The organism is Leisingera sp. UBA4491 (assembly GCF_002388965.1).
In the GTDB taxonomy this organism is placed as follows: domain Bacteria; phylum Pseudomonadota; class Alphaproteobacteria; order Rhodobacterales; family Rhodobacteraceae; genus Leisingera; species Leisingera aquaemixtae.
Window position 1 is genome coordinate 149,931 of sequence record NZ_DGNN01000016.1, and the last position, 24,734, is coordinate 174,664.

The 24,734-nt window shown below is 66.8% G+C and carries 24 protein-coding genes; 11 read left to right on the forward strand and 13 right to left on the reverse strand.

Annotated features, from left to right (window positions below; genetic code table 11):
- The first annotated feature begins 67 nt into the window (after positions 1-67).
- The 3 genes from B2P87_RS08585 to B2P87_RS08595 all read left to right on the forward strand — a co-directional run bounded on the left by B2P87_RS08585 (position 68) and on the right by B2P87_RS08595 (position 4,377).
- Positions 68-1,717: an electron transfer flavoprotein-ubiquinone oxidoreductase gene (locus B2P87_RS08585; RefSeq protein ID WP_058285157.1), complete on the forward strand. Its 1,650-nt coding sequence runs from the start codon at positions 68-70 to the stop codon at positions 1,715-1,717.
- Between the two features lie 136 nt (positions 1,718-1,853).
- Complete coding sequence (locus B2P87_RS08590; protein ID WP_141891091.1) at positions 1,854-3,566, forward strand: tetratricopeptide repeat protein; 1,713 nt, start codon at positions 1,854-1,856, stop codon at positions 3,564-3,566.
- Entirely contained in the window at positions 3,556-4,377 is an 822-nt protein-coding gene (locus B2P87_RS08595; protein WP_141891090.1) for a 4-(cytidine 5'-diphospho)-2-C-methyl-D-erythritol kinase, read from the forward strand. The genes B2P87_RS08590 and B2P87_RS08595 overlap by 11 nt, the downstream gene beginning before the upstream one ends.
- Positions 4,378-4,467: 90 nt before the next feature.
- Here B2P87_RS08595 and B2P87_RS08600 read toward each other — a convergent pair whose 3' ends face one another.
- A complete protein-coding gene (locus tag B2P87_RS08600; protein ID WP_141891089.1) occupies positions 4,468-5,466 on the reverse strand; it encodes a polyprenyl synthetase family protein in 999 nt (332 codons plus the stop codon).
- Positions 5,467-5,523: 57 nt separating this feature from the next.
- Between B2P87_RS08600 and B2P87_RS08605 the strand changes: the two genes are divergently transcribed.
- The 3 genes from B2P87_RS08605 (at position 5,524) to B2P87_RS08615 (ending at position 6,913) form a co-directional block, all read left to right on the forward strand.
- The gene (locus B2P87_RS08605) at positions 5,524-5,739 is read left to right on the forward strand and encodes a DUF2007 domain-containing protein (protein WP_141891088.1); all 216 of its coding nucleotides are present in this window, start codon (positions 5,524-5,526) and stop codon (positions 5,737-5,739) included.
- A complete protein-coding gene (locus tag B2P87_RS08610; protein WP_141891087.1) occupies positions 5,736-6,503 on the forward strand; it encodes a tRNA1(Val) (adenine(37)-N6)-methyltransferase in 768 nt (255 codons plus the stop codon). Before B2P87_RS08605 ends, B2P87_RS08610 begins: the two co-directional genes overlap by 4 nt.
- A gap of 236 nt (positions 6,504-6,739) precedes the next feature.
- A complete protein-coding gene (locus B2P87_RS08615) occupies positions 6,740-6,913 on the forward strand; it encodes a YdcH family protein (RefSeq protein WP_008557220.1) in 174 nt (57 codons plus the stop codon).
- A gap of 67 nt (positions 6,914-6,980) precedes the next feature.
- Here the strand turns inward: B2P87_RS08615 and B2P87_RS08620 are convergent, their stop codons facing one another.
- A complete protein-coding gene (locus B2P87_RS08620) occupies positions 6,981-7,859 on the reverse strand; it encodes a DMT family transporter (protein WP_141891086.1) in 879 nt (292 codons plus the stop codon).
- Positions 7,856-8,803 carry a transcriptional regulator GcvA gene (locus B2P87_RS08625; protein WP_141891085.1) on the reverse strand — a complete coding sequence of 316 codons (948 nt, stop codon included), beginning with the start codon at positions 8,801-8,803 and terminating at the stop codon, positions 7,856-7,858. The genes B2P87_RS08620 and B2P87_RS08625 overlap by 4 nt, the downstream gene beginning before the upstream one ends.
- 112 nt (positions 8,804-8,915) lie before the next feature.
- On the opposite strand from B2P87_RS08625, the gene B2P87_RS08630 reads away from it, so the two are divergent.
- On the forward strand, positions 8,916-9,065 hold the full coding sequence (locus tag B2P87_RS08630; RefSeq protein ID WP_167510261.1) for a hypothetical protein: 150 nt from the start codon (positions 8,916-8,918) through the stop codon (positions 9,063-9,065).
- A 90-nt stretch (positions 9,066-9,155) separates the two neighbouring features.
- Here B2P87_RS08630 and B2P87_RS08635 read toward each other — a convergent pair whose 3' ends face one another.
- The 9 genes from B2P87_RS08635 to B2P87_RS08675 all read right to left on the reverse strand — a co-directional run bounded on the left by B2P87_RS08635 (position 9,156) and on the right by B2P87_RS08675 (position 17,204).
- Positions 9,156-9,422, reverse strand: a complete 267-nt coding sequence (locus tag B2P87_RS08635) for a hypothetical protein (RefSeq protein ID WP_058285164.1) — start codon at positions 9,420-9,422, stop codon at positions 9,156-9,158.
- Positions 9,394-10,884: a S8 family peptidase gene (locus tag B2P87_RS08640; RefSeq protein ID WP_141891083.1), complete on the reverse strand. Its 1,491-nt coding sequence runs from the start codon at positions 10,882-10,884 to the stop codon at positions 9,394-9,396. Before B2P87_RS08640 ends, B2P87_RS08635 begins: the two co-directional genes overlap by 29 nt.
- 143 nt (positions 10,885-11,027) lie before the next feature.
- A complete protein-coding gene (gene phbB / locus B2P87_RS08645; RefSeq protein WP_058285166.1) occupies positions 11,028-11,750 on the reverse strand; it encodes an acetoacetyl-CoA reductase in 723 nt (240 codons plus the stop codon).
- Positions 11,751-11,943: 193 nt separating this feature from the next.
- Positions 11,944-13,119 carry an acetyl-CoA C-acetyltransferase gene (locus B2P87_RS08650; protein WP_286852451.1) on the reverse strand — a complete coding sequence of 392 codons (1,176 nt, stop codon included), beginning with the start codon at positions 13,117-13,119 and terminating at the stop codon, positions 11,944-11,946.
- Between the two features lie 622 nt (positions 13,120-13,741).
- On the reverse strand, positions 13,742-14,581 hold the full coding sequence (locus B2P87_RS08655) for an EAL domain-containing protein (protein ID WP_141891081.1): 840 nt from the start codon (positions 14,579-14,581) through the stop codon (positions 13,742-13,744).
- A gap of 138 nt (positions 14,582-14,719) precedes the next feature.
- On the reverse strand, positions 14,720-15,652 hold the full coding sequence (locus tag B2P87_RS08660; protein ID WP_141891080.1) for a sterol desaturase family protein: 933 nt from the start codon (positions 15,650-15,652) through the stop codon (positions 14,720-14,722).
- Entirely contained in the window at positions 15,649-16,047 is a 399-nt protein-coding gene (locus tag B2P87_RS08665) for a hypothetical protein (RefSeq protein ID WP_141891079.1), read from the reverse strand. Before B2P87_RS08665 ends, B2P87_RS08660 begins: the two co-directional genes overlap by 4 nt.
- 75 nt (positions 16,048-16,122) lie before the next feature.
- The gene (locus B2P87_RS08670; protein WP_141891078.1) at positions 16,123-16,464 is read right to left on the reverse strand and encodes a hypothetical protein; all 342 of its coding nucleotides are present in this window, start codon (positions 16,462-16,464) and stop codon (positions 16,123-16,125) included.
- 167 nt (positions 16,465-16,631) lie between these two features.
- Entirely contained in the window at positions 16,632-17,204 is a 573-nt protein-coding gene (locus tag B2P87_RS08675) for a TlpA disulfide reductase family protein (RefSeq protein ID WP_244940731.1), read from the reverse strand.
- Between the two features lie 22 nt (positions 17,205-17,226).
- On the opposite strand from B2P87_RS08675, the gene argH reads away from it, so the two are divergent.
- The 4 genes from argH to B2P87_RS08695 all read left to right on the forward strand — a co-directional run bounded on the left by argH (position 17,227) and on the right by B2P87_RS08695 (position 23,564).
- Positions 17,227-18,621: an argininosuccinate lyase gene (argH, locus tag B2P87_RS08680; protein WP_208764494.1), complete on the forward strand. Its 1,395-nt coding sequence runs from the start codon at positions 17,227-17,229 to the stop codon at positions 18,619-18,621.
- Positions 18,622-18,657: 36 nt separating this feature from the next.
- The gene (locus B2P87_RS08685) at positions 18,658-18,837 is read left to right on the forward strand and encodes a hypothetical protein (RefSeq protein ID WP_141891076.1); all 180 of its coding nucleotides are present in this window, start codon (positions 18,658-18,660) and stop codon (positions 18,835-18,837) included.
- An 800-nt stretch (positions 18,838-19,637) separates the two neighbouring features.
- Positions 19,638-20,903, forward strand: coding sequence for a diaminopimelate decarboxylase (lysA, locus tag B2P87_RS08690; protein ID WP_141891075.1), 1,266 nt, complete (start codon positions 19,638-19,640; stop codon positions 20,901-20,903).
- Positions 20,904-20,951: 48 nt separating this feature from the next.
- Positions 20,952-23,564, forward strand: a complete 2,613-nt coding sequence (locus B2P87_RS08695; protein ID WP_141891074.1) for a TIGR02302 family protein — start codon at positions 20,952-20,954, stop codon at positions 23,562-23,564.
- A gap of 63 nt (positions 23,565-23,627) precedes the next feature.
- Here the strand turns inward: B2P87_RS08695 and B2P87_RS08700 are convergent, their stop codons facing one another.
- Positions 23,628-24,551 (reverse strand): zinc-ribbon domain-containing protein, encoded by a 924-nt coding sequence (locus tag B2P87_RS08700; RefSeq protein WP_141891073.1) that lies wholly within the window; start codon positions 24,549-24,551, stop codon positions 23,628-23,630.
- Positions 24,552-24,734: the final 183 nt, after the last annotated feature.

Genomic DNA, 24,734 nt, shown 5'->3' on the forward strand with positions numbered 1-24,734 from the left:
CGAAAGAATATTGCGCCCGCAGTCTGTTGCGGGGCCGGTAGCAAAAGTTAGCCAAGGAGCGCCGCAGATGGCCGAGATTGAACGCGAAGCGATGGAATACGACGTGGTGATCGTCGGGGCCGGCCCTGCTGGTCTGTCTGCGGCCATCCGCCTGAAACAGCTGGACGCCGACTTGCAGGTCGTGGTCCTGGAAAAGGGCTCAGAGGTGGGCGCGCATATTCTGTCGGGCGCGGTGCTGGATCCCTGCGGCCTGAATGCGCTGATCCCCGACTGGAAGGAAAAGGGCGCGCCGCTGAACGTGGAAGTCAAGGAAGACAACTTCTACATGCTGGGCGAGGCGGGCCACGTCCGCATCCCCAACTTCCCGATGCCGCCCTTGATGAACAACCATGGCAACTACATCGTCTCCATGGGCAACGTCTGCCGCTGGATGGCGGAGCAGGCCGAGGAAATGGGCGTCGAGATCTTCCCGGGCATGGCGTGCTCCGAGCTGGTCTATGGCGACAATGGCGAAGTGAAGGGCGTGGTTGCCGGCGAATTCGGCAAAAACCCCGACGGCACCCCCGGCCCGGCCTATGAACCCGGCATGGAGCTGCACGGCAAATATGTCTTCCTGGGCGAAGGCGTGCGCGGCTCGCTGTCCAAGGAAGTGATCGCCAAATACGGCCTGTCTGACGGCAAGGAGCCGCAGAAATACGGCGTCGGCATGAAAGAGATCTGGGAGATCGACCCGGCCAAGCACAAGGAAGGCACCGTCACCCACACCATGGGCTGGCCGCTGGGCTCCAATGCGGGCGGCGGCTCGTTCATCTACCACCTGGACAACAACCAGGTTTACGTGGGCTTCGTGGTGCACCTGAACTACAAGAATCCGCACCTGTTCCCCTACATGGAATTCCAGCGCTTCAAGCACCACCCGGTGGTGGCCGAGCTGCTGAAGGGCGGCAAGCGCGTGGCCTATGGCGCCCGTGCCATCACCGAAGGCGGCTGGCAGTCGATGCCGAAACTGGTGGCGCCGGGCGTGGCGCTGCTGGGCTGCTCCGCGGGCATGGTCAACGTGCCGCGCATCAAGGGCAACCACAACGCGATGCTGTCGGGCAAGGCCGCAGCCGAAGCCGCCTTTGACGCGATCAAGGCAGAGCGTTCCGGTGATGAGCTGACCGCCTATGAAGCCGACGTGCGCGACGGCGCCATCGGCAAGGATCTCAAGATGGTCCGCAACGTGAAGCCGATGTGGTCCAAATGGGGCCTCACTGCCTCGCTGGCGCTGGGCGGCCTCGACATGTGGACCAACAACCTCCTCGGCTTCTCCTTCTTCGGCACCCTGGGCCACGGCAAGAACGATGCCGAGGCGACCGAGGAAGCCTCCAAGCACAAGGTGATCGACTATCCCAAGCCCGATGGCGTGCTGTCGTTTGACCGCCTGACCAACGTCAGCTTCTCGATGACCAACCACGAGGAAAGCCAGCCCTGCCACCTGCGCCTGGGCAACGAGGACACCCCGGTCCGGGTCAACCTGCCGAAATACGCCGAACCGGCGCAGCGCTATTGCCCGGCCGGTGTCTACGAAGTGGTGGAAAAGGACGGCCAGCCGGAGTTCGTGATCAACTTCCAGAACTGCGTCCACTGCAAGACCTGCGACATCAAGGACCCGTCCCAGAACATCACCTGGACCACACCCCAGGGCGGCGACGGCCCGAACTACCCCAACATGTAACGGGAAGTTTAAATTTTCGGCGCGCTTTCGCCGGATTTTATGGGGCGGCCGCCGGGCCGCCCCATTGCGTGTTGACGGCCGCCGCACTACCCTTTCTTAGAAGAGCAAGAGCAGTAAATCGTAAGGGGGTCCCCGCGTGCCCGTATCCATTCTTCGCAGCTTGACCTGTGCGGCCCTGATGGCCGCCGCCGCCCCTGTCGTGCAGGCAGAGGGGCTGGCAGGATCCTACCTGGCCGGGCGCGCCGCGACCTATGACAGCGATTTTGCCGCGGCGGCGCTTTATTACACCCAGGCGCTGGCGCGCGACCCTCAAAATCCGCTGCTGATGGAAAACGTGGTGTTTGCCCAGCTCGCCATGGGCAAGGCGGAACTCGCCGTGCCGGTGGCGGAGCGCCTGCGCCAGATCGGCGCGCGCAGCCAGGTGGCCAGCATCGTCATTGCCGGCGGTCATGCTTCCGGCGGGAATTTCCAGGCGCTGCTGGAGCGCGATCTCGAACGCGAGGCGATCCACCCGCTGGTGGACGGGCTGCTGGAAGGCTGGGCGCATATCGGCACCGGGTCGGTGTCCAGCGCGCTCAAGACTTTTGACCGGATGGCCAAGGACAGCAGCCTGAAGCCTTTCGTGCTCTATCACCGGGCGCTGGCGCTGGCCTCCGCCGGCGATTACGGCGGCGCCGAGGCGCTGTTCGCCGCCGAGGACGGGCGCCTGGCCAGCCTCAGCCGCCGCGCTGCGGTGGCGCGGGTGCAGATACTGTCGCAGCTGGGCCGCAACGCAGAGGCCCGCGAGACGCTGCAGGCGGCTTTCGGCAGCCGCCTTGACCCCGGGCTGGAAGCGCTGGATGCGCAGCTGCAGGACGGCAAGACCCTGGCCTACACCATCGCGCCGGGCCCGCGCGAAGGCATTGCCGAGGTCTTCTTTACCCTGGGGGCGGCGCTGAATGGCGATACCGCCAATGATTACGTGCTGATGTATGCCCGCATGGCGGCGTCGGTGCGGCCCGACCACGTGGACGCCATTTTGCTGAGCGCCAGTCTGCTGGACCAGCTGGGCCGCTACGAGCTGTCAGTGGCGACTTACAAGCAGGTGCCGCGCAGCCATCCGGATTACCACGCCGCGGAACTGGGGCGCGCCGAGGCACTGCGCCGCGCGGCCAAGCCGGATGCGGCAATCGAGGTGCTGGAGCAGCTGGCGCGGCAATTCCCGGACCAGCCCGGCGTCTACGTCAGCCTCGGCGACCTGTTACGCCAGCAGGAGGATTATGCAGGGGCGGCCCGCGCCTATGACAAGGCGCTGGCAAACACGCCGGAGGATGACGGCAGCCGCTGGTTCCTGCTGTATGCCCGCGGCATCTGCCACGAGCGGCTGAACCAGTGGGAGCAGGCAGAGGCGGACTTCCGTGCCTCTCTGGCGCTGGAGCCGGACCGGCCGCAGGTGCTGAACTACCTGGGCTACTCCTTGGTAGAAAAGCGCAGCAAGCTGGATGAGGCGCTCAACATGATCGAGCGCGCGGTCGCCGCGCGGCCCGACTCCGGTTATATCGTCGACTCCCTTGGCTGGGTGCTGTACCGCCTGGGCCGCTTTGACGAGGCAGTGGCGCATATGGAGCGTGCGGTGGAACTGATGCCGGTGGACCCGGTGGTGAATGACCATCTGGGCGATGTCTACTGGGCCGTGGGACGCGCGCGCGAGGCGGAGTTCCAGTGGAAGCGCGCCCTCTCCTTCATCGACCCGGAAGACACCGACGGCGAGGCCGACCCTGAGCGCATCCGCCGCAAGCTTGACATCGGCCTGGACGCGGTTCTGGCCGAAGAGGGCGCAGAACCCCTGAAGGTCGCCAATGGCGGCTGAGGTCTTTGCGCCTGCCAAGATCAACCTGACCCTGCATGTGACCGGCCGCCGCGCGGACGGCTATCACCTGCTGGATTCGCTGGTGGTCTTTGCGGACACCGGCGACCGGCTGCGGCTTGAGCCCGGCCCGGAGCTGGCGCTGGAGGTCTCCGGCCTGTTTGCGGACGGCGTGCCCGCCGATCAGCGCAACCTGGTGTGGCAGGCCGCTGCCGGAGCGGGCTGGACCGGGCGCATCAGCCTGGACAAGCAGCTGCCCCACGGCGCCGGCATCGGCGGCGGGTCATCGGATGCCGCTGCCGTCCTGCGCGCACTGGCCGGACAGGGCACCGGTATCCCCGAAGACCTGCCGCTGTCGCTTGGCGCCGATGTGCCGGTCTGCATGGCGGCGCGGGCCTCACGGATGCAGGGGATCGGCGAGCAGGTCACGCGGGTGGCGCTGCCGGAACTGCACGCGCTCTTGGTCAATCCGGGCGTGCATGTGCCCACTGGCGCGGTCTTCTCCGCGCTTGCCTCGCGTGACAACCCGCCGATGCCGCCAGACATCCCGTCCTTCGCCTCTGCCGAAGACTGCGCCGCCTGGCTTGGCGAACAGCGCAACGATCTGGAGGCCCCGGCCATCACCGCCGCACCGGACATCGAACGGGTGCTTTCGGACCTGCGCAGCTCCCGCCAGGCTATGCTTGCGCGCATGTCCGGCTCCGGCGCCACTTGCTTTGCGCTCTACCCCACGAAAAAGGCCGCCCATATGGCGGCCTATGAGATCGGGGCGGAGCATCCCGACTGGTGGTGCAGCGCCGTCACTTTGACCTGACGGGCGCACTCCGCGGGCTCGCCTTTTCATCTTTGCAAAAGTACTCTGGGGTGAGCGCCGCAGGCGCGAGGGGCAAAGCCCCTCCGGGCATCAGTTCAGCCGCGCCACCACGTAATCGGCCAGATCGCTCAGCATGGTGCGGATCTCGTGATCGGGCAGCACCTCCAGCGCCGCGCGGGCCTTGGCCGCCCACCCCAGCGCATCCTGCCGCGTGGCCTCCAGCGTGCCGTATTTCGCCATCAGTGCCAGCGCCTCTTCCAGATCGCCGTCCTGCTGCTTGCCCTTCTCGATGGTGCGGGTCCAGAAGGCGCGCTCCTCGTCCGTCGCCTGCGCCACCGCCTTGATCACCGGCAGGGTCAGCTTGCGCTCGCGGAAGTCGTCGCCGACGTTCTTGCCGGTCGCCTTGCTGTCGCCCTGGTAGTCCAGCAGGTCATCGGCAATCTGGAAGGCAATCCCCAGCGCATCGCCATACTCAAACAGTGCCTTCACCTGTGCCTCCGGCGCGCCGGCAATCACACCGCCCACCTCGGTCGCGGCCGAGAACAGCGCCGCGGTCTTGCCGCGCACCACCTGCAGATAGATGCCCTCATCGGTCTTCAGGTTCGACGCCGCGGTCATCTGCAGCACTTCGCCCTCGGCGATGGTGGCGGAGGCGTTGGCGAGAATGTCCAGCACCCGCAAGCTCTCTGTCTCCACCATCAGCTGGAAGCTGCGGGCAAACAGGTAGTCGCCCACCAGGACAGAGCTTTTGTTGTCCCACAGCAGGTTTGCCGTGGGCCGCCCGCGCCGCTGGGCGCTTTCGTCCACCACGTCGTCATGCAGCAGGGTGGCGGTGTGGATGAACTCCACCGTGGCGGCCAGCTTCAGATGGTGGTCGCCCTCGTAGCCGCACAGCCGCGCCGCCGCCAGCGTCAGCATCGGCCGCAGCCGCTTGCCGCCCGCCTCAACCAGATGCGCGGTCACCTCAGGGATGCGCGGGGCGTGTTCGGAGGCCATCCGGGTGCGGATCAGCGCATTCACCGCCTCCAGCTCCTGGCTCAGCGTGGCGGCCAGCATCTCATGCGGCTTCCGGGTCATCACTTGGTCCATCACTTTCCCGCTTGCAAGGCTCGACAAGGCGCGGGCCTTGCCCTTAGATCCAAATCCATGAAAGAGCTTCTGCGCAGCACCGATCCGACGATCATCGCCTTTGCCTCCGCCCTCCTTGAGGGAGAGGATATAGACTGCTTTCAAATGGACGTAAATATGAGCGTCCTGGAAGGCGGGATCGGAATTTTCCCGCGCCGTCTGATGGTTCGCACCGACGATTACGACGCCGCCGTGGTGGTGATGCGCGACAATGAAATCCCGCTGGGCAGATGAGCGGCTTCCGCGAAGACGAGCTGACCCGCAACGGCTTTCTCGGCGGCAGGGTGCAGCTGTGGCAGCCCGCCCGCGGCTACCGCGCCGGGGTGGATCCGGTGCTGCTGGCGGCGGCGGTCCCCGCGCGGGCCGGGGAGGCGGTGCTGGAGCTGGGCTGCGGTGCCGGCCAGGCGCTGCTGTGCCTGGCGGCGCGGGTGCCGGGGCTGGCCCTGGCGGGCGTGGAGCTGCAAGCGCCCTATGCGGACCTCGCCCGCCGCAACGCTGCCGCCAGCGGGCAGGCGATTGATGTCTATGAGACCGATCTCGCTGCGATGCCGGAGGCGCTGAAGCAGCGCCAGTTTCATCACGTCATCGCCAATCCGCCCTATTACAGGGCAGGCGCCCACAGCCAGGCCCGCGACGCGGGCCGCAAGATTGCCCTGGGGGAGGGCACGCCGCTGGCAGACTGGATCGCCGCCGCCGCCCGGCGCCTCGCGCCCAAGGGCTATCTGCACATGATCCAGCGCGCCGACCGGCTGCCGGACATGCTGGCAGGCTGCTCCGGTGTGCTTGGCTCGCTGGAGGTTCTGCCGCTGGCCCCGCGCCAGGCCCGCGCGGCGGAACTGGTGATCCTGCGCGCGCGCAAGGGCGGGCGGGCCGGCTTCCGTCTGCATGCACCGCTGATTCTGCATGAAGGCGACCGGCACGAACGCGATGGCGAGAGCTACCGGCCGGAAATCCGCGCGGTTCTGCGCGACGGCGCCGCCTTGCCCTGGCCGGGCTGAGGCGCCGTTTCCCAGCGGCGCGAACTTAGGGGCGCGGCCGGCTGGTTTCAACCTTTGGCGAATCCAGATCCGCGGGTTTCTGCTGCTATGCGCCGGCGTCTGCGGCAAAATGCGCGGCGCATAGCCGATATGAAAATTTCATGACAAAAATACTGCGGCTGCAGCGTGACAGATGCGGGAACTTGTGCTCCACTCATATTCGTCAAACACATCTAGCTCAAAGAAGGAGGGTTGCCATGAGCCTCAGCTCGCATCTGACCGAACTTAAGAAGAAGCACGAGCACCTGAGCATGGAAGTGGAACAGGCCCAACGGTCACCCAGTACCGACGGGCTGCAGATTGCAGCGATGAAAAAGCAGAAGCTCAAACTGAAGGAAGAGATTGAGCGCCTGACGGCCGAAGCGGTCTGAGGGGGCTTGCCGGGGCCTTGCCCGGCATGAGGTTTGGAGGGCCTGCCCGGTTGCGGCGGCCCTCTTTTTAGTTGCGGGGCTTTGCGGCACCGGTGCTGGCCCGGGCGGCAATCAGCGCGCCGCCGGTGATCAGCGCCGCCGCCAGCGCCAGCCCCCAGGAGGCCGCGGCAATCCCCGCCAGCACCAGGATCAGCGTTGACAAAAGCGGCGCCGCATAGGAGCTGGTGCCAAGCATCTGGATATCGCCCTGCTTGACGCCAATGTCCCACACGTAGAACGCCAGCCCCACGGGGCCGAGCCCCAGCAGCAGGGTCGACACCCAGCCCAGCGTGCCTGCGGGCCACACCGTCTCCTCCAGCAAAAAATGCAGCCCCCAGGAGGCCACGGCGGTCGCCAGGCAGAACACCGCGACCGAACTGGTCGGCGCGCCGCCCACCAGCCGCGACAGCACCGAATAGCCGGACCATGTGAGCGCGCACAGCAGCGCCAGCCCGTAGCCCGGCAGATACTGCGCCTCAAACCCGCCGCCGCCGCCTGAGATGATGGTCGCCGCCCCGGCAAACCCCAAGCCGGCGCCGATCAGATGCCCCGCCTTCAGCTGCTCGCCGGGCAGCAGGCCGGACAGCAGCACGATCAGCAGGGGCCACAGATAGGCGATCAGCCCGGCCTCCGCCGCGGGCGCAAGCCGCAGCGCCGAGAAATACAGCGCGTGATAGCCGAACAGCCCCAGGGTGCCGAAGATGTAGACCCTGACCGGCACGTGGCGCAGCTGGCCCAGTTTGCCCGACGCTGCGGTCCAGATGATCCCCAGGGTGCCGCCGATGGTGAAGCACAGCGCGTTCAGCAGCAGCGGCGGGGCAGGTTCAGAGCCGACGGTCAGCAGCGCCAGCAGCGCCCACAGCAAAACAGCGATAAAGCCAATGGCGGTTGCGCGGGTCTTGGTCATTGGGGTTGCAGATCCTGAACAGGGATAATGTCGAAATCGCCCCACATATGCGCGGTTTTCTCGATTTCTGCAAAGAACCAGTCGCGGAAGGCTGCGATCTGGGGCCGGTCCCTGGCTTCCGGCAGGCACAGGAAGCGGAACCGCGCATCGGTCTGGATCGCCACCTTGAACGGCGCCACCAGCCGCCCCTCCCGGACGTCCTTGATGATCAGCGGCCGCCGCCCCAGCGCCACGCCCAGGCCCGCGCAAGCGGCGTCAATGGCGTGATCGGGCGCCGAAAAATGGGTGCCGGTGCCGGGGGCGAATTCCACGCCCACTGCCTGAAACCACGCAGGCCAGTCGCAGCCCGGCGCAACGGTGCTCAGGGAATCGTCGAAGATCAGCGGCGCGCGGCGCAGCGACTCCGGGGTCGGAAACTGCGCGTGCATCTCCGGCGTCATCACAGGTGTCAGCCAGTCGGGGCGCGTGCCGTAGGACGCCAGCCCGGCATCGTCGGAGACGCCAAAGCGGATCGCCACATCCACACCGCCGCGGCGCAGGTCCACCACCTTGAGCGAGGCCGACAGCCGCAGCTCGATTTCCGGGTGGCTGCGGGCGAATTCGAACAGCCGCGGCGCCAGCCATTTCGCCGTCAGCGCAGGCCCGGCAGTTACCGTCAGCGTGGTCTCATCCAGCAGCCGCCGGGTGCTCTGCCAGGCTTGGCCCAGCGCCCGGAAGCCCTCGGCGGCGCCGGGCGCCAGCGTCTCGCCCGCTTCGGTCAGCTCCACCGCGCGGTTCAGGCGCCGGAACAGCGGCTGGCCCAGATGCTCCTCCAGCGATTTGATCTGAAACGACAGCGCCGCAGGGGTCACGTTCAGCTCCTCCGCTGCCTTGGCAAAGGACATGTGGCGGGCGGCGGCATCAAAGGCGCGCAAGGCGGTGAGGGGGGGCAGGCGGTCAGACATGACCACATAAGTATACCTTAACTGAACGCTGGAAAAGTCTCGTTTGTGCGTTTCCGGACATACCCTCATATTGGATGCAGGCAAAGGATACTGATCCGAAAGGAGGCCGAAGATGCTGGAATATTCTGCTGATGCCGCCGTGAGGTCTGCCATGGCCCGCGCCCACGCCGAACGCGGTCAGGTGCTGAAACTGGCCTGGACATGGCTGTTCGGCAAGAAGCCGGTGCCGTCCCTCCGCCCCAAGGTTTCCCGCTGGGCCTGAGCGCGCTCTAATTCGAGAAAAGGTTCTTACGGGATAGGAAGAGGGCCGGCCTTGCGGGGCTGGCCCTTGCCGTTTCTGCCACGAGCCGCTTCAGCGGGAGGTCTGGTGGCGGATCAGCGGCTCGATCCTGAGGTAGCGGCCCAGCTGCGCGTCCAGATGGCGCAAGGCGTCCGGGCTGGCAGACACCAGCACCCGCTCCCGGGCAGGCGGGCTGAGCAGCGTGAGCCCGTCAATGTCTTCCAGCTGGCTCTGCCAGTTCTGCGGCAGCTCCTCCCGCATCGTGCGTTTTACCGCGATCACATAATCGGCCATCGGCCCGGCCTCCGCTTCAGCTTCGGGGCATTCCGTGCCCTTCATATATGGCAGCAAGACCGATCGTCCTGCAAATTTCCCGCAGCCGGTGGCGGGCGAGGTCGCTGCGGAAGATGTTGCGCGGCATCGCTAGGTAAGACGCATCTTCCGCCAGCATCCGCGCCAGCACGCCGCAGGCCACCGGTGTCGCCATCGAGGTGCCGTCGAGCGCCGCATAAGGCACGGCGAGCCCGTGCCGGGCCGGGACCGGCGCGATGATGCCGACCCCCGGCGCGATGGCGTCAATCTCCGGCCCGAAGCAGGAGAAGCGGGCAAAGTAGAACCCGTCAAGGCCGAACAGCTCCGGCTGATCCGGCAGCTGGCCGCCGGAAACGGAATCCTCCGGCGCGGTGCCCAGCTTGCCCGCGGCGGAAACCGCGGCGGTTTCGGGCAGGGCAGCGGGGAAATGCACGAACTCAAAGGAATTGGCAGCGGCGCACAGGCACAGCGTGCCGCGCTCGGCTGCGTCCTGCACCGCATCCTGGACCACCTCTGACTTGACCGGCGCGCCCAGCGACAGGTTGATCAGATCCGCGCCCGCGCGGCTGAGGCTGTCGATTGCATCGGCAATGTCGATATTCGCGGCGCCTTCGCCGGGCGGGAACACCCGGGCCGTGTGAAGTTCAACGCCCGGCGCGATGCCGCCATGCGCCAGCACCTCCCCCGGGCGCCCGGCGATTGTGCCAGCCACATGGGTGCCATGCACATCCGCATCCGCCCCGCCATCGGGGTCGTGAATGCCGAGGATAAAGGCGCCATGATCGGTGCCCTGAAGATGCGGATGCGGGCCAAGCCCGGTGTCGATGACGCCCACCCTGATGCCTGCGCCTGCGTCCGGAGCGAAACTGCTGATGCCGCTGGCATGGTGCCACCAGTCCAGCCGCCGGTTCCCCGGCAGCTTGCTGCAGACCACCGTGGTCTTCTGCCCCGACACCTGCGCCCACCGCGCCCAGAAGCCCGCATAGGGTTTGACGATGGCGGCCAGGGGCTGGAAGGCCGGGTTGCTGGGGAAAGCGGCGATACCGTCTGCCCCTGTCAGGCTCTCCTCCCGCATCACCTCGCCGTCCAGCCGCCGCAGGAACAGGATGACGGTGGCCTGCGCCAGCGGCGCGCCGCCGCCGCGCACGTGGAATTCGAGCGGCGCAGCACCTGCGGGCGCGGCCCGCATCAGCCCCGCCAGCGGCACCCGGGCGTGATTGAACATAGAGAGAGCGCCCTCGCGCTGGTGCAGGATCAGCGGCTCGACGATCACGTCGCTGGAGGTGGCCGCATCCAGCGCCAGCATTTCGGCCGGGGTGCCTTCGAGGATCACACTGCGCCGGGCCAGATCATCGGCAGGGCGGGATTCCGAACGGATATGGGCGGTGGCGGGCAGCACCGTCAGCGCCTCGGCCAGCGCCGCGCGCGAGGCGGTCTTTTCGGCGTCCTGGAATTTGCCGGCGCGCCGGTTGGACATCACGAATTGCATGATCTGCACTCCCTCCTTGCTGCACGTATGAGGGTAGTGCTTTTCGCGCCCGCAACCAGTTGCGGTTCAAGGCGGTTGCCGCCGCCTAAGCGGGGGCCCGCACCCCGCCGGGGCGGGGTGCGGGCTGTCATCGGTTCAGCGTGTCAGACGAAGAACTGCGCGCCGTTGGCGGAGATGGTCGAGCCGTTGATGAAGCCCGACTCGTCAGACGCCAGGAAGGCCACGCAGCGGGCGATCTCTTCCGGCTCGCCCAGGCGGCCGGCCGGGATCTGGGCAATGATCGATTCCCGCACCTTCTCCGGCACTGCCATCACCATCTCGGTGGCGATATAGCCGGGGCAGACCGCGTTGGCGGTGATGCCGGCGCGCGCGCCTTCCTGGGCCAGCGATTTCACGATGCCCAGGTCGCCTGCCTTGGTGGCGGCATAGTTCACCTGCGCGAACTGGCCCTTCTGGCCGTTGATCGAGGAGATCACGATGACGCGGCCGAACTTGCGCTCGCGCATGCCCGGCCAGACCGGGTGAACGGTGTTGAACACGCCGGTCAGGTTGGTGTCGATCACTTCCTGCCACTGCTGCGGCGTCATCTTGTGGAAGGGCGCGTCGCGGGTGATGCCGGCGTTGGCCACAACGATGTCGATCGGGCCCATTTCCTCTTCGACCTTGGCGATGCCGGCGGCGCTTTCCTCGTAGCTGCCAACATTCCATTTGTAGGTCTTGATGCCGGTTTCGTCGGTGAATTTCGCCGCGGCTTCGTCATTGCCGGCATAGGTCGCGGCCACATTGCAGCCCTGCGCCTTCAGCGCCTGGGAAATTGCTGCGCCGATGCCGCGGGAACCGCCGGTGACGAGTGCAGTACGTGCCATTCAAGAATCCTCCAGATGAGTTTTTGCTTTGGTAATCTTGCTACAGTTTTGCTTATGCGGGCGCAACATTATTGCGTCATGAAATTTCTGCATTGCCGCAATTAAATTGTCGCACCCGCGGAATACCGCTGAATTGTAAAAGAAAAAGGGCGCCCCGAAAGGGCGCCCTGCGATATCAGCGGATTTGCGCCACTTACGGGCGCTCCACGCACATGGCAACGCCCATGCCGCCGCCGATGCACAGCGTGGCCAGGCCTTTCTTGGCGCCGCGGCGCTTCATTTCGAACAGAAGCGTGTTCAGAACCCGGCAGCCCGAGGCGCCGATCGGGTGGCCGATGGCAATGGCGCCGCCGTTCACGTTCACAATGGCCGGATCCCAGCCCATGTCCTTGTTCACCGCGCAGGCCTGGGCGGCAAAGGCTTCGTTGGCTTCGACCAGATCCAGGTCATTGACCGACCAGCCGGCCTTCTCCAGCGCCTTGCGGGAGGCATAGACCGGGCCGACGCCCATGATCGCCGGGTCCAGGCCGGCGGTGGCGTAGGAGGCGATGCGGGCCAGCGGCTCGATGCCGCGGCGTTCGGCCTCGTCAGCGCTCATGAGAAGGGTGGCGGCGGCGCCGTCGTTCAGGCCGGAAGCGTTGGCCGCAGTGACCGATCCGTCCCTGGTGAAGGCCGGGCGCAGCTTCTGCATCGCTTCCATGGTGGCGCCGTGGCGGATGTATTCGTCCTGGTCCACTACGGTTTCGCCCTTGCGGGTCTTCACGGTGAAGGCAGCGATCTCATCGGCGAACTTGCCTGCCTTCTGAGCCGCTTCGGCCTTGTTTTGCGAGGCGACAGCAAACTCGTCCTGCATGTCGCGGGAGATCTGCCACTGCTCGGCCACGTTTTCGGCGGTCTGGCCCATGTGGTAGCCGTTGAAAGCGTCCCACAGGCCGTCGCGGATCATCGTGTCGATGTACTGCATGTCGCCCATTTTGTGGCCCGCGCGCAGGTGCGCGGCATGGGGGCTGAGGGTCATGTTTTCCTGGCCGCCGGCGGCCACGATGGAGGCGTCGCCCAGCTGGATGTGCTGGGCGCCAAGCGCCACGGCGCGCAGGCCGGAGCCGCAGACCTGGTTGATGCTCCAGGCGGCGCTTTCCTTGGGCAGGCCCGCGTTGATATGCGCCTGCCGGGCCGGGTTCTGGCCCTGGGCGGCGGTCAGCACTTGGCCCAGAATGGTTTCCGACACCTCGGATTTGTCGACACCGGCCCGCTCCACCACGGCTTCCAGCACCGCGGCGCCCAGATCATGGGCAGGGGTATTGGCGAACGCGCCGCCAAAGGAGCCGACGGCGGTGCGTGCGGCCGATGCGATTACAACATTGGTCATTGATTTCTGGTCCTCTGCCATCATTTTGGTCTTCGGAAAAGCGCCGCGCAAACGGCCGGGCCGTGCCTGCGCAACAATCTTTCCCGTATCCTCCGGGTCCCGGCATAATCTATTGCTGCGCGTGCAGCAATTGACAGGGTGTCCCAGTCGGAGCGCAAGAGTCAACCGCCAGAAACGTCCTCTGCCGGAGGATTTCCGTCAGCGCCGGGGCGGGGGGCTGCGGGCCGCGGACCCGGACGCGGGACCGCGGCGCGGGGCGGGCTGGAAAGCGGCTGCAAAGACAACGCGCTAACGCAGGGGCAGCCGGTCTGCGGCCGGGGAGATTTGCGGTGCGGCACCGCCGGCATCCGGCGCGGAGGGCCGCAGAGGCGGCGGCGTGCAGGACCGCGGCCCGCCTTTGATCCGCATCCGGCCTGTCTCGTGACACAAGGCGAGGTTGAGTCGGGTAAACGCTTGGAGGCCGCTGGACCGGCGCGGCATGCCGGGGCCGGCCGCTGACGGCTGCGGCGGTCAGAACGATTGCTGCCGCCCAGCCCCCGGGGAGCCGCGCGCGTGCGCCGGGCGGCGGAGCGTATTCCGCTGGCAGGGCGTCAGCGGGCGGGACCTGTGCGCGCCCCTGTTCTTATCCGGCCTGCTGGCGCTGCTTCATGTCCTCGATCCAGGGCGGCGACACTGACGGCGCGCCGTACAGGTAGCCCTGCAGGCAATCCACCCCGTTATCCACCAGAAAGGCGGCATCTTCCTGGCTTTCCACCGACTCGGCGACGGTGAACATGTCGAACTGTTTGGCAATGCCGATCAGGGCCCGCACAACCGACTGGTTGTCATGGCTGGCGTGGATGCCGCGCACGAACTGGCCGTCGATTTTCACCGCGTCGAAGAAGAACTGGCGGAAATGGCCGATCGCCGTTGTGCCGGCGCCGAAATTGTCGAGCGCAAAGGCAATCCCGTGCTGCTGCATCCGGCCCATGAAATCCAGCACCAGCTCCGGCGCGGCCATGACCGAAGCCTCGGTCAGTTCCAGCACCAGGCGTTCGCCCAGCGTGGCGTCGCCTTTCAGAAACCGGTGCAGCACCTGCGTCCAGCGCTGATAGCCGATGGAGCGGGCGGACATGTTGACGGACAGGCGGATCTGCGGGAATTTCTCCAGCGCGCGCAAGCCGTGCTGCAGCGCCAGGCAGTCCATCTCGCGGCCGATTTCCTTATCCTCGACCACATGCATGAATTCCCGGGCGGGAATCACCCGGCCGGTCGGGTCCAGCACCCGGATGTAACCCTCGTAAAAGGCGACGCCATGCGGCGCCATCGCCTGCATGACGGGCTGATAGGCTAATACGGTCTGACCGTGCTTAACCGCTTCGCCGACCATTTCCAAAGTGGACCGGTCGCGGCCTGCCACGGCCGCGCTCAGCGGGTTATCGGATCCTTCGGGCAGATCTGCCATCGCGTTTCGTCTGTTCATGTGCTGCTGGGGCCCTGTTCCGGCAAAGATTTGACTCAATATGATGCTCCCGGCAGCGTCGCGCAAAAGGGTTGAGCCGGGATTAAAATTCAAATTTGAGCTATCGGGCTGCTGGCCCAGGTCCGGCCCAGGTCCGGCTCAACCGCCAAAGCCAGGAGTGCCCGCATCTTCGGGGTGGCGGGCCAAGTGGGCGGCCTTGATCCCGGCAGAGGTCTCGCGGCTGCCGTCGTGGCTGTAGCCGGGCGGCGCAAAGGCATAGAGCAGCCGTTGTTTCAGGGTCAGGCCGGGCTGGGCCATATCCTTGAAGATGCCAGCCCATTCATGAAAGGCCACGCGCAGCGGGTTGAAGCTGGCGATGTTGTGCACCAGCCCGTAATCGGGCCGGTCGTGGTCCTGTTCCGGCACGAAGGTGCCAAACAGCTTGTCCCAGATGATGAACACCCCGGCATAGTTGCAATCCAGATAGCGCGGATTGCGGCCATGGTGGGCGCGGTGGTGGCTGGGGGTGTTCATCACCGCCTCGAACCAGCGCGGCAGGCGGCCAACCGCCTCGGTGTGGATCCAGAACTGGTAGATCAGGTTCAGACCGCCGCAGAACAGCACCAGCGCCGGGTGAAATCCCAAGAGAACCATCGGCGCCTTGACCACCATCATGAAGGTGAAGGTGCCGGTCCAGGTCTGCCGCAGCGCGGTGGTCAGGTTGTAGTGCTGGCTGGAGTGGTGGTTCACGTGGGAGGCCCAGACCCAGCGCACCCGGTGGCCCAGGCGGTGCACCCAGTAATAGCGCAGGTCGTCCAGCACGAAACAGGCCAGCACCGCCCAGAGCGAGGTGCCCATGTCCAGCGGCGTCAGCTCCCACAGGAACATCAGCAGCGCCCAGGCGATGAAGCCCAGCAGCAGCCCCTCGGCGACGCTGCCCGCGCCCATGATCAGCGAGGTGACGGCATCGCGGGTCTCATACCGCCCGCCGCGCTTTTTCAGGGCGATCCACAAGAACTCGGCCAGGATCGCGGCGATGAAAAACGGCACCGCCAGCTGGGTCACGTCGGGAAAGGAAATCTGTCCGGTCATGCAGCCTCCGCCGGGGTGTTGATCAGCTCCAGCCACTGCCGGCGCTCGCCGTCTGGCAAGGACAGGGAGAGTCCGGGGGCGGAAAAGTCGTTGAACTCAAACCGCAGCCCGCTGGCGGTTTCGCGAACCCGGGCCGCGGCCAGAGGGCGGCCCACCGTATCGGCGCCAAAGGCCCAGAGCAGCCCGATGCCGCCCTCGGTCAGCACCAGCGCCGCCTGCCCGCTGGCGGCGGGCAGAACCTTGGTGACGCAGTCGTTGGGGAAATGGCGCAGCCAGGCGGAGCGGGCGCTGCCGGCGGTCAGAACAGCCTGCCGGGACCGCCCCGTCAAGTGCAGCAGCACGGCAATTCCGGATATCCCGCCCACGACCAGGGCCAGCAGCAGTTCCAGCGGCATCACGTCCTCCCGCAGGCAGACTGGCGGCCCGCCGGAAGGCTGTCAAAGGTGGCGTGGGGTCAAGCCCGGCTGCCGCTATCCCGCCATTGCGGTGCTGCCCGGGCGGGCCAGAACCTCCATCTGCACCACCCGCTCGACAAAGGGCACCAGCCCTTCCGGCCCGGAGGCGCGGTCCTTGAGGTGGATGCAGACGTCCGGCCTGAGGGCGGCAATGATGCCGATCAGATCGCCGCGGATCTGGTCGTCCAGCCCCGCGCCCATGATCACGCATTCGATGCGCGGCTCGGTTTCCAGCTGGCGCACCACTTCGGGCTGGTCATGCGCGCCCAGCCACTGGATCGGCAGATGGTCCAGCTGTTCAGCCACATTGCCGATCACATTCGGCAGCTTGCCGATCAGTAACACAACAGGTTTCATATTACGCTCCACCCTAAACGCGGGCGCCTTACCGGGGCGTCCCTCAGGAGTGAAATAGTGCGAATCTCTGCTGGGTCAGGGCCACGGGGTGAGCGGCGGCGCGGCAAAGAAACTCTCTCGTTTGCAGCGCCGGCCAGCCCTCAGCCCAAGCGTCCCGGGTGCTTCGCTCAGCTGCCTTCCGGATCAGCGATCATCGCCGCGATAATCGCCTTGGCGCTGTCCGAGTTCCATTCGGCATCGCCCAAAAGCCGCGCGGCCTCCTTGCCGTCGCGGTCCAAAAGCACCGTGATCGGCAGGCCGATCACCGCCATTTCGCGGGCCAGCGCCTGTTTCGGGTCCTGGTGGCGGGGCAGGCTGTTGATGCCGTTTTCATCAAAGAATTTCTGGATGCCCGCGGGCGAGTTGCGCCCGGTGGCGATGGTCAGCACCTGGAAATCCGCGCCGCCGAACTCCTGCTGCAGTTCTTCCAGCTGCGGCATCTCCTTGCGGCAGGGGGCGCACCAGGTGGCCCAGAAGTTCAAGAGCACGATCTTGCCCCTGTAGTCGGCCAGGGTCGCGGTGCCCGCGCCGTCGGCCAGGTCAAACGCGGCCGCGGACACATCGCGCGGCTCGGCATGCACCACCAGCTTCTTCATCGAGCCGTCGCGCAGAGCCTCCAGCTGCGCCTGATCCGCCGCAACAGCGGCATTTGCACCCAAGGCGAGGGCCATATAAAGGGAAAGCTGACGAAACAGACGCATATTATCTCCGGGGTTCCACACCATGACAGATCAATCCTCGAACCAGATGTGGGGCGGCCGCTTTGCCGCTGGCCCGGACGCGATCATGGAGGCAATCAATGCCTCGATCGGGTTCGACAAGCGGATGGCGGCGCAGGACATTGCCGGTTCCAGGGCCCATGCGGCGATGTTGGCCGCAACAGGCGTCATTACGGATAATGATGCCGAGGCCATTCGGGAAGGGCTGCTCACCGTTTTGTCAGAGATCGAGGGCGGAACCTTCCAGTTTTCCACGGCACTTGAAGACATCCACATGAATGTGGAGGCCCGCCTGAAAGAGATCATCGGCGAGCCTGCGGGCCGTCTGCACACGGGCCGGTCGCGCAATGACCAAGTGGCGACCGATTTCAAACTCTGGGTGCGCGACCAGCTGGACGCGGCGGAATCGGGCCTCTTGGCGCTGATCCGCGCGCTTCTGTCGCAGGCCGAGGCCGGCGCCGATTGGGTGATGCCGGGCTTCACCCACCTGCAGACCGCGCAGCCGGTCACCTGGGGCCACCACATGATGGCCTATGTGGAGATGTTCGGCCGCGACCTCAGCCGGGTGCGCGACGCCCGCGCAAGAATGAACGAATCGCCCCTGGGCGCGGCGGCGCTGGCGGGTACCTCCTTCCCGATCGACCGGGAAATGACCGCCAAGGCGCTGGGCTTTGACCGTCCGGCGGCAAATTCGCTCGATGCCGTCTCTGACCGTGACTTCGCGCTGGAGTTCCTGTCCTGTGCCTCGATCAGCGCCATGCACCTCAGCCGCTTTGCCGAGGAGCTGGTGATCTGGTCCTCAGCCCAGTTCCGTTTCGTGACGCTCTCCGACCGCTTCTCCACCGGCTCGTCCATCATGCCGCAGAAGAAGAACCCGGACGCGGCTGAGCTGATCCGCGCCAAGGTGGGCCGGATCTTTGGCGCCAATACCGCGCTGATGATGGTGATGAAGGGGCTGCCGCTGGCCTATTCCAAGGACATGCAGGAAGACAAGGAACAGGTCTTTGACGCCGCCGACAACTGGATGCTGGCGCTGGCGGCGATGGAGGGCATGGTGAAGGACATGACCGGCAACCGCGAGTCGCTGGCGGCCGCGGCAGGCTCCGGCTTCTCCACCGCCACCGACTTGGCCGACTGGCTGGTGCGGGTGCTGAAGGTGCCGTTCCGCGATGCGCACCACGTGACCGGCACCCTTGTGGCGATGGCCGAAAAGCGCGGCTGCGACCTGCCGGATCTTTCGCTTGCGGATATGCAGGGCGTGCATGCCGGCATCACCGAGGACATCTTCTCTGTGCTTGGCGTCGAAAACTCGGTAAACTCGCGCATGTCTTATGGCGGCACCGCACCCGCCCAGGTGCGCGCGCAGATTGCCCGCTGGAAAGAGGTTCTGGGCGGCTGAGGCCGTCCGGGCGGGGCTGCTGCAAGGAGGCAGACAATGCGCAACGTGATTTTTGCCTTGATCGGGCTGGCGGTGCTGGCCGCCTGCGGCGTCGACGGCGAGCCGGTGCAGCCGACGCTGAACGCCGGCGTTGGTGTCGGCGGCGGAGGCGGTGTTCATGTCGGCGGCGCGGTCGGGCTGCATAAGGGGCCGGTCAGCGTCTATCTGGGGTTCTAGCGGTGCCGTGCCCTTGATGCGCAACCGCTCAGCCACCATCTGAGAACCGCCCCTCTGCAACAGCCGGGGCGGTTTTTCTTTGGAGATTGCGCGATGAAGCCTGTTGTTATGTTTGCGGCATTGCTTGCACTTGCAGCCTGCGAGACCGGGGCGCCGGCAGCGGGGCGGCCGCAACAGCATGACACCGCCAAGTCCAGTGCGCCTGCCAAACCCGGTGTGAAAGTGTCCGGCTCGGCCCGGGTTGGGGTGTCTCATAGCTTCTAGGCGCACGGCTTTTGCCCGTCCGGCCAGCCGGCCCGGGCGGGTGCGCTTTGCTGCGTTGCTGTTCTGCCAGCCCTGATCTGCTTGCCTAGATCTGCCAGTCTTATTCTGCCTGTCCTGACCTGCTGCCGGTTCTGCAGCTGTCAGACGTAAGGAATGGCGGCGCCGCCAAGGGGCGGAGGCGGGACGGGAGCTTCCTCCCGCACGCTGAACGTCGTCTTTGCGTGCCCGTGCCAAAGGGCCCTGTTCCAGGATGCCGGGGGTGTCAGGCCCGGCAGTGACCGCGATCAGGGAAAAGAATGCCGCACGCCGCTTAAGATCGGGTGAGGGCAGCGTGCGCTGGGGGCGCAACCCCCGGGGCCGCGGCACCCGGAGGCCGCGGTTGCGCAGTGAGTATTTGGGGAAAGATGAAGGCGCGGCATCCTGTTTTCATCTTTCTTCCAAATACTCAAAAATCCCGGCGCGGCCGCTGGCAGGACGCCGGAGGGCTGGGCGGAATCATTTGATCCATCTGCCCCTTTTGCCCTAAACGCTGGGCCATGGACCATTTTCTCTACCGCGACGGCGCGCTTTTCGCCGAAGACGTTCCCATCTCCGAGATCGCCGCGGCGGTGGGCACCCCGTTCTATGTCTATTCCACCGCCACTCTCTTGCGTCATTTCCGCCTGTTCGACGAGGCGCTGGAGGGCACCGATCACCTGGTCTGCTTTGCGATGAAAGCGGCCTCCAACCAGGCGATCCTGAAGACGCTGGCGCAGGCCGGCGCGGGCATGGATGTGGTCAGCCAGGGCGAATACCTGCGGGCCAGGGCGGCGGGCGTTCCGGGCGACAGGATCGTCTTCTCCGGTGTCGGCAAAACGGCAGAGGAAATCCGCGTGGCGCTCACTGGCGGCATCCGCCAGTTCAACGTCGAATCCGAGCCGGAGATGGAGGTGATCAGCGCGGTGGCAGAGGAGCTGGGCACCAAGGCCCCGATCACCATCCGGGTGAACCCGGATGTGGATGCCAAGACCCACGCTAAAATCGCCACCGGCAAATCCGAGAACAAGTTCGGCATCCCGATTGCCCGCGCCCGCGAGGTCTATGCCCGCGCCGCCGCGCTGCCGGGACTGGAGGTGGTGGGGATCGACGTCCACATCGGCTCGCAGCTGACCGACCTGGAGCCGTTCCGTCTGGCCTACCAGAAGGTGGCGGAGCTGACGGACGCCCTGCGCGCCGACGGCCACGACATCCGCCGCCTCGACCTCGGCGGCGGCCTGGGCATTCCTTACGAGCGCTCGAACTCCGCGCCGCCCTTGCCGGTGGAATACGGCGCAATGGTCAAGGAAACGCTTGGCCACTTGGGTTGCGAGATCGAGATTGAGCCGGGCCGCCTGATCGCGGGCAACGCAGGCCAGTTGGTGTCGAAAGTGATCTATGTCAAATCGGGCGAGGGGCGCGATTTCGTGATCCTCGATGCGGCGATGAACGACCTGATCCGCCCGGCGATGTATGAGGCGCATCACGACATCATCCCGGTCGAGGAGCCCGCAGCGGGCGTGGAAAGCCGGCCCTATGACATCGTCGGCCCGGTGTGCGAGACCGGCGACACCTTTGCCAAGCAGCGCGATCTGCCGCCGCTTGCCGCGGGCGATTTGGTCTCCTTCCGCAGCGCCGGCGCCTACGGCGCGGTGATGGCGAGCGAGTACAACTCCCGCCCGCTGATCCCCGAAGTGCTGGTGCACGGGGATCAATTCGCGGTTATTCGCCGGCGGCCGGACTATGAAGAGATGATAAACCGCGATACCATCCCGGAGTGGCTCTGAAGCGGTCCGGACGCGATCCGGCGCGGGCCATCACAGCATGAGGCCCGAATGCCCTTTGACAGACGTGCCGATCCGGTCCTGAGGAAACTGCGCTGGCCTGTGGCTTTGACGCAGGCGGGGCTTGTGGCCGAACGGGCCGTGCGCGCCTTCTGGCCGCTGGTTTCGGTGCTGATGGCGGCGCTGGCGGCGCTGATGCTGGGGCTGCACCAGCTGCTGCCGGACAGCGCGGTCTGGATGGGTGCGATTGCGGCTGTGCTAGCCGCCGCGGCCGCCTGCGGCTGGGGCGCCTGGCGGTTCCGCTGGCCCAGCCGGGCCGCGGCGCTGGAGCGGCTGGACGCCGCCTTGCCGGGCCGTCCGGTCAGCGCCCTGCTGGACACACAGGCCATTGGCGCTGAGGACGCCGCCTCCGTCGCGTTGTGGCAGGCGCACCAGCGCCGGATGGCCGCCGCCGCCGCGCAGGCCCGCGCCCCTGCGCCCGACCTGAACGTCGCGTCCGCCGACCCCTATGCGCTGCGCTATATGGCGATGCTGTTCCTGGCGGTTGCGCTCCTGTTCGGATCGATCTGGCAGGTGGCCACCGTCAAGGATCTGGGCACCGGCGGCCCGGCGGCCCTCAGCGGTCCGGCCTGGGAGGGCTGGGCGGAGCCGCCCGCCTATACCCGCCTGCCGGTGCTATACCTGAACGATCAGCCCGAGGGGGTACTGAAACTGCCCGAAGGCAGCCGTGTCACCCTGCGGTTCTATGGCGAAACGGGAGCTTTAACCCTGTCGGAAGCCATCTCTGACCCCGCCGCGGAGCAGCCGCCGGCGCCGGAGGGCGCAATGGCCTTCGATGTGACCCGCAACGGCGGCTTTGCCATCGAAGGGAACGGCGGGCGCAGCTGGCGGGTGGAGGTGGTCCCGGATCACCCGCCCGGCATCGCGGTGGCCGGCCCGCCGGAGCTGGAGACTGACGGCTTCACCTCGCTGGCCTTCAGCGCCCGGGATGATTACGGCGTGGCAGGCGGGCAGGTGCGGATCACCCTGGATCTGGCCGCGGTGGAGCGGCAGCACGGGCTGGCCGCCGATCCGGACCCGCGCGAGGCGCTGGTGCTGGACCTGCCGCTGCCCCTGTCCGGCTCGCGCGAGGACTTCACCGAAAAGCTGATCGAGGATTTTGCCCGCCATCCCTGGGCCAACCTGCCGGTGGTGTTCACCCTGTCGGCCATGGATGAGGCCGGGCAGTCCTCCGCCGCCGCAGGCTTTGGCACAGAGCTCTTGTCCCGCCGCTTCTTTGACCCGCTGGCCGCGGCGGTGATCGAACAGCGCCGCGACCTGCTGTGGGCGCGCGCGAATGCGGTGCGGGTGGCGCAGATCCTGCGCACCCTGTCGCACCGCCCGGACGGGCTGTTCCGCGATTATGGCGATTACCTGCGGCTGCGCACCATCCTGCGGCGGCTGGAAAGCTACACCGTGCAGGGCTCCCTTCCCGAACCGCGGCAGGAGGAGATCGCCGCCGCGCTGTGGGATCTGGCGATGCAGCTGGAAGAGGGCGACGTGGGCGATGCGCTGGAGCGGATGCGGCGGGCGCAGGAGCGGCTGAGCCAGGCGATGCGCGACGGTGCCAGCGAGCAGGAGATCGCCCGCCTGATGCAGGAGCTGCGCGAGGCGACCCAGGATTATCTGCGCCAGCTGAGCCGGATGGCGGAATCCAATGGCGAGATGATGGACCAGGGCGACATGCCCGAGGACATGATGACGCTCAGCCAGGATGATCTGCAGGCGATGATGGACCGCATCCAGGAGCTGATGGAGCAGGGCCGCATGGCCGAGGCCGAGCAGGCGCTGCGCGAATTCCAGCAAATGATGGAAAACATGCGGATGACCCGCTCGCAGCAGGGCCAGGGGCAAGGCGATCAGGGCCGCGAGGCGATGGAGGGGCTGGCGGAGACCCTGCGCGAGCAGCAAGGCCTGTCGGATCAGGCCTTCCGCGACCTGCAGGAACAGTTCAACCCCGGCGCCCGTAGCGGCGAGAGCCAGGGCAACGAGGGCCGTGACGGCGGCCTGGGCCGCGGCCAGAGCCACCAGGGCGGCCAGGGCGGCGACAGCGGCGCGGGTGAAGGCGGCGAGGGGGCGGACAGCCGCAACCCGGATGGACAGGGCGGCCAGGGCGGCAGCGGCCGCGAACAGCCGGGGCAGGGCGGCTCGCTGGCGGACCGTCAGCAGGCCTTGCGCCAGCAGCTGCAGCAGCAGCGCGACGGGCTGCCGTATCTGAGCGGCGAGGCCGGAGAGGCCGCGCGCGAGGCGCTGGACCGTGCTGGCCGCGCCATGGAGGGCGCCGAGGACGCGCTGCGCGGCGGCGACAATGCCGAGGCCATCGACCGCCAGTCGGACGCCATGGAGGCGCTGCGCGAAGGGATGCGCAGTCTGGGCGAGGCGCTGGCGCAGCGCGACGACGGCCAGCGCAACGGCCAGGGGCAGCCGTCGTCGACGGCGCAGGGCGACCGGCTGGACCCGCTGGGCCGCAGCAACGGCTCGGTCGATGACGGCGGCAAGGTCGGCGAGGGCAACGCCTACCGCCGGGCCTGGGACCTGCTGGAGGATATCCGCCGCCGGGCCGGCGAGCGCGAGCGCACCGAGCGCGAGCGCAGCTATCTGCAGCGGCTGCTGGACCGGTTCTGAGAGCCGGGCGGGCGCGCCGGAGAATCTGTCAGTTCAAGAGGGGTATATAAGAGGCCGGCTGCGTTACTGCGCGGCTGTCAGGGTTTTCACCTGCGCATCCAGCCACAGCCGCATCTGATCCACCCAGCTGACATAGCCGCTGAGCGCGGGCTCCGCCTGCGGCAGTTTCTCGGCAATCAGGCTGGCATTGTCATAGACAATCACCATCACCAGCGCCGCAATCAGCGACAGCGAAAAGCCGCGGGCAAAATTGTTCTTGCGCCGCAGCGGCAGCTCTTCTGTGGCCGCATACTGGGCCGGCGCGCCGCTGCCGGCAGAGCGCAGGGTGGAGTTGATCTCTTCGATGTCCGGCAGCAGCTCCTTGCGGGAGCCGCTCTCGGCGGCGGCCAGCTGGCGCGGATCCTCGCCGCGGATGCGGGCCATCCGGTCGCGGGCCTGACGGCTGCGGCGGGCGGTCTCGTCTTCGGGGGCGATGGCCTCCTCCAGCCCCAGGTCGGGCTGGGTCTCCAGGCTTTGGCTTTCTGCCGCCCGCAGCGAGGCTTCGCGCTCGGCCTCCTCGCGCAGGATGCCGCTCAGGGCCGGATCAAGTGCGCGCGCGCGCTGCGGCTGCGGTTCGGCCTGCTGAGGCGGTGTGTCCTCGGCTGCGTCCTGCGCAAAACCGTCCGGAGTGTCTGCGCGGCTGCCTGCGAAAAAGTCTGCCGCCTCATCTTCGATGCCGCTGCGCTCTGAGGCAGGTTCCGCGGCATTTTCGGCGGCTTCTTCAGCGGCCTGCTGCAGGGCGCTGACCGCTGCGTGCTGCTCCGGCTCTTCTGCGGCCTCAGCCGGGGCGGCGGCGTCCTCTGCCAACGGGGCAGCCGCCGTTTCCGCAGCGGCGGCCTGGAACCAAGTCTGGCCGCAGTCGGAACATTGCACATCCCGCCCTTCCGCAGGGATCACATCCTCCGGCACTTCGTATTCGGCTGCACAATTCGGGCAGGTCAGGCGCATCATGCTCTCCTCGGCACCATCCCGCCGCCCGGCGGGCGGGCGGGTTGTTTTTCAACGGATTATATGGGTCCGCGTCCGGCGGCGAAAGAGACAATCGGCCGGACGCCGCAGCCCTTGGCTTCCCGGCAACAGAGCCCCCATTGAAACTGCCGGCCCCTTGGGGCAAAACACCGGAGCAAAATA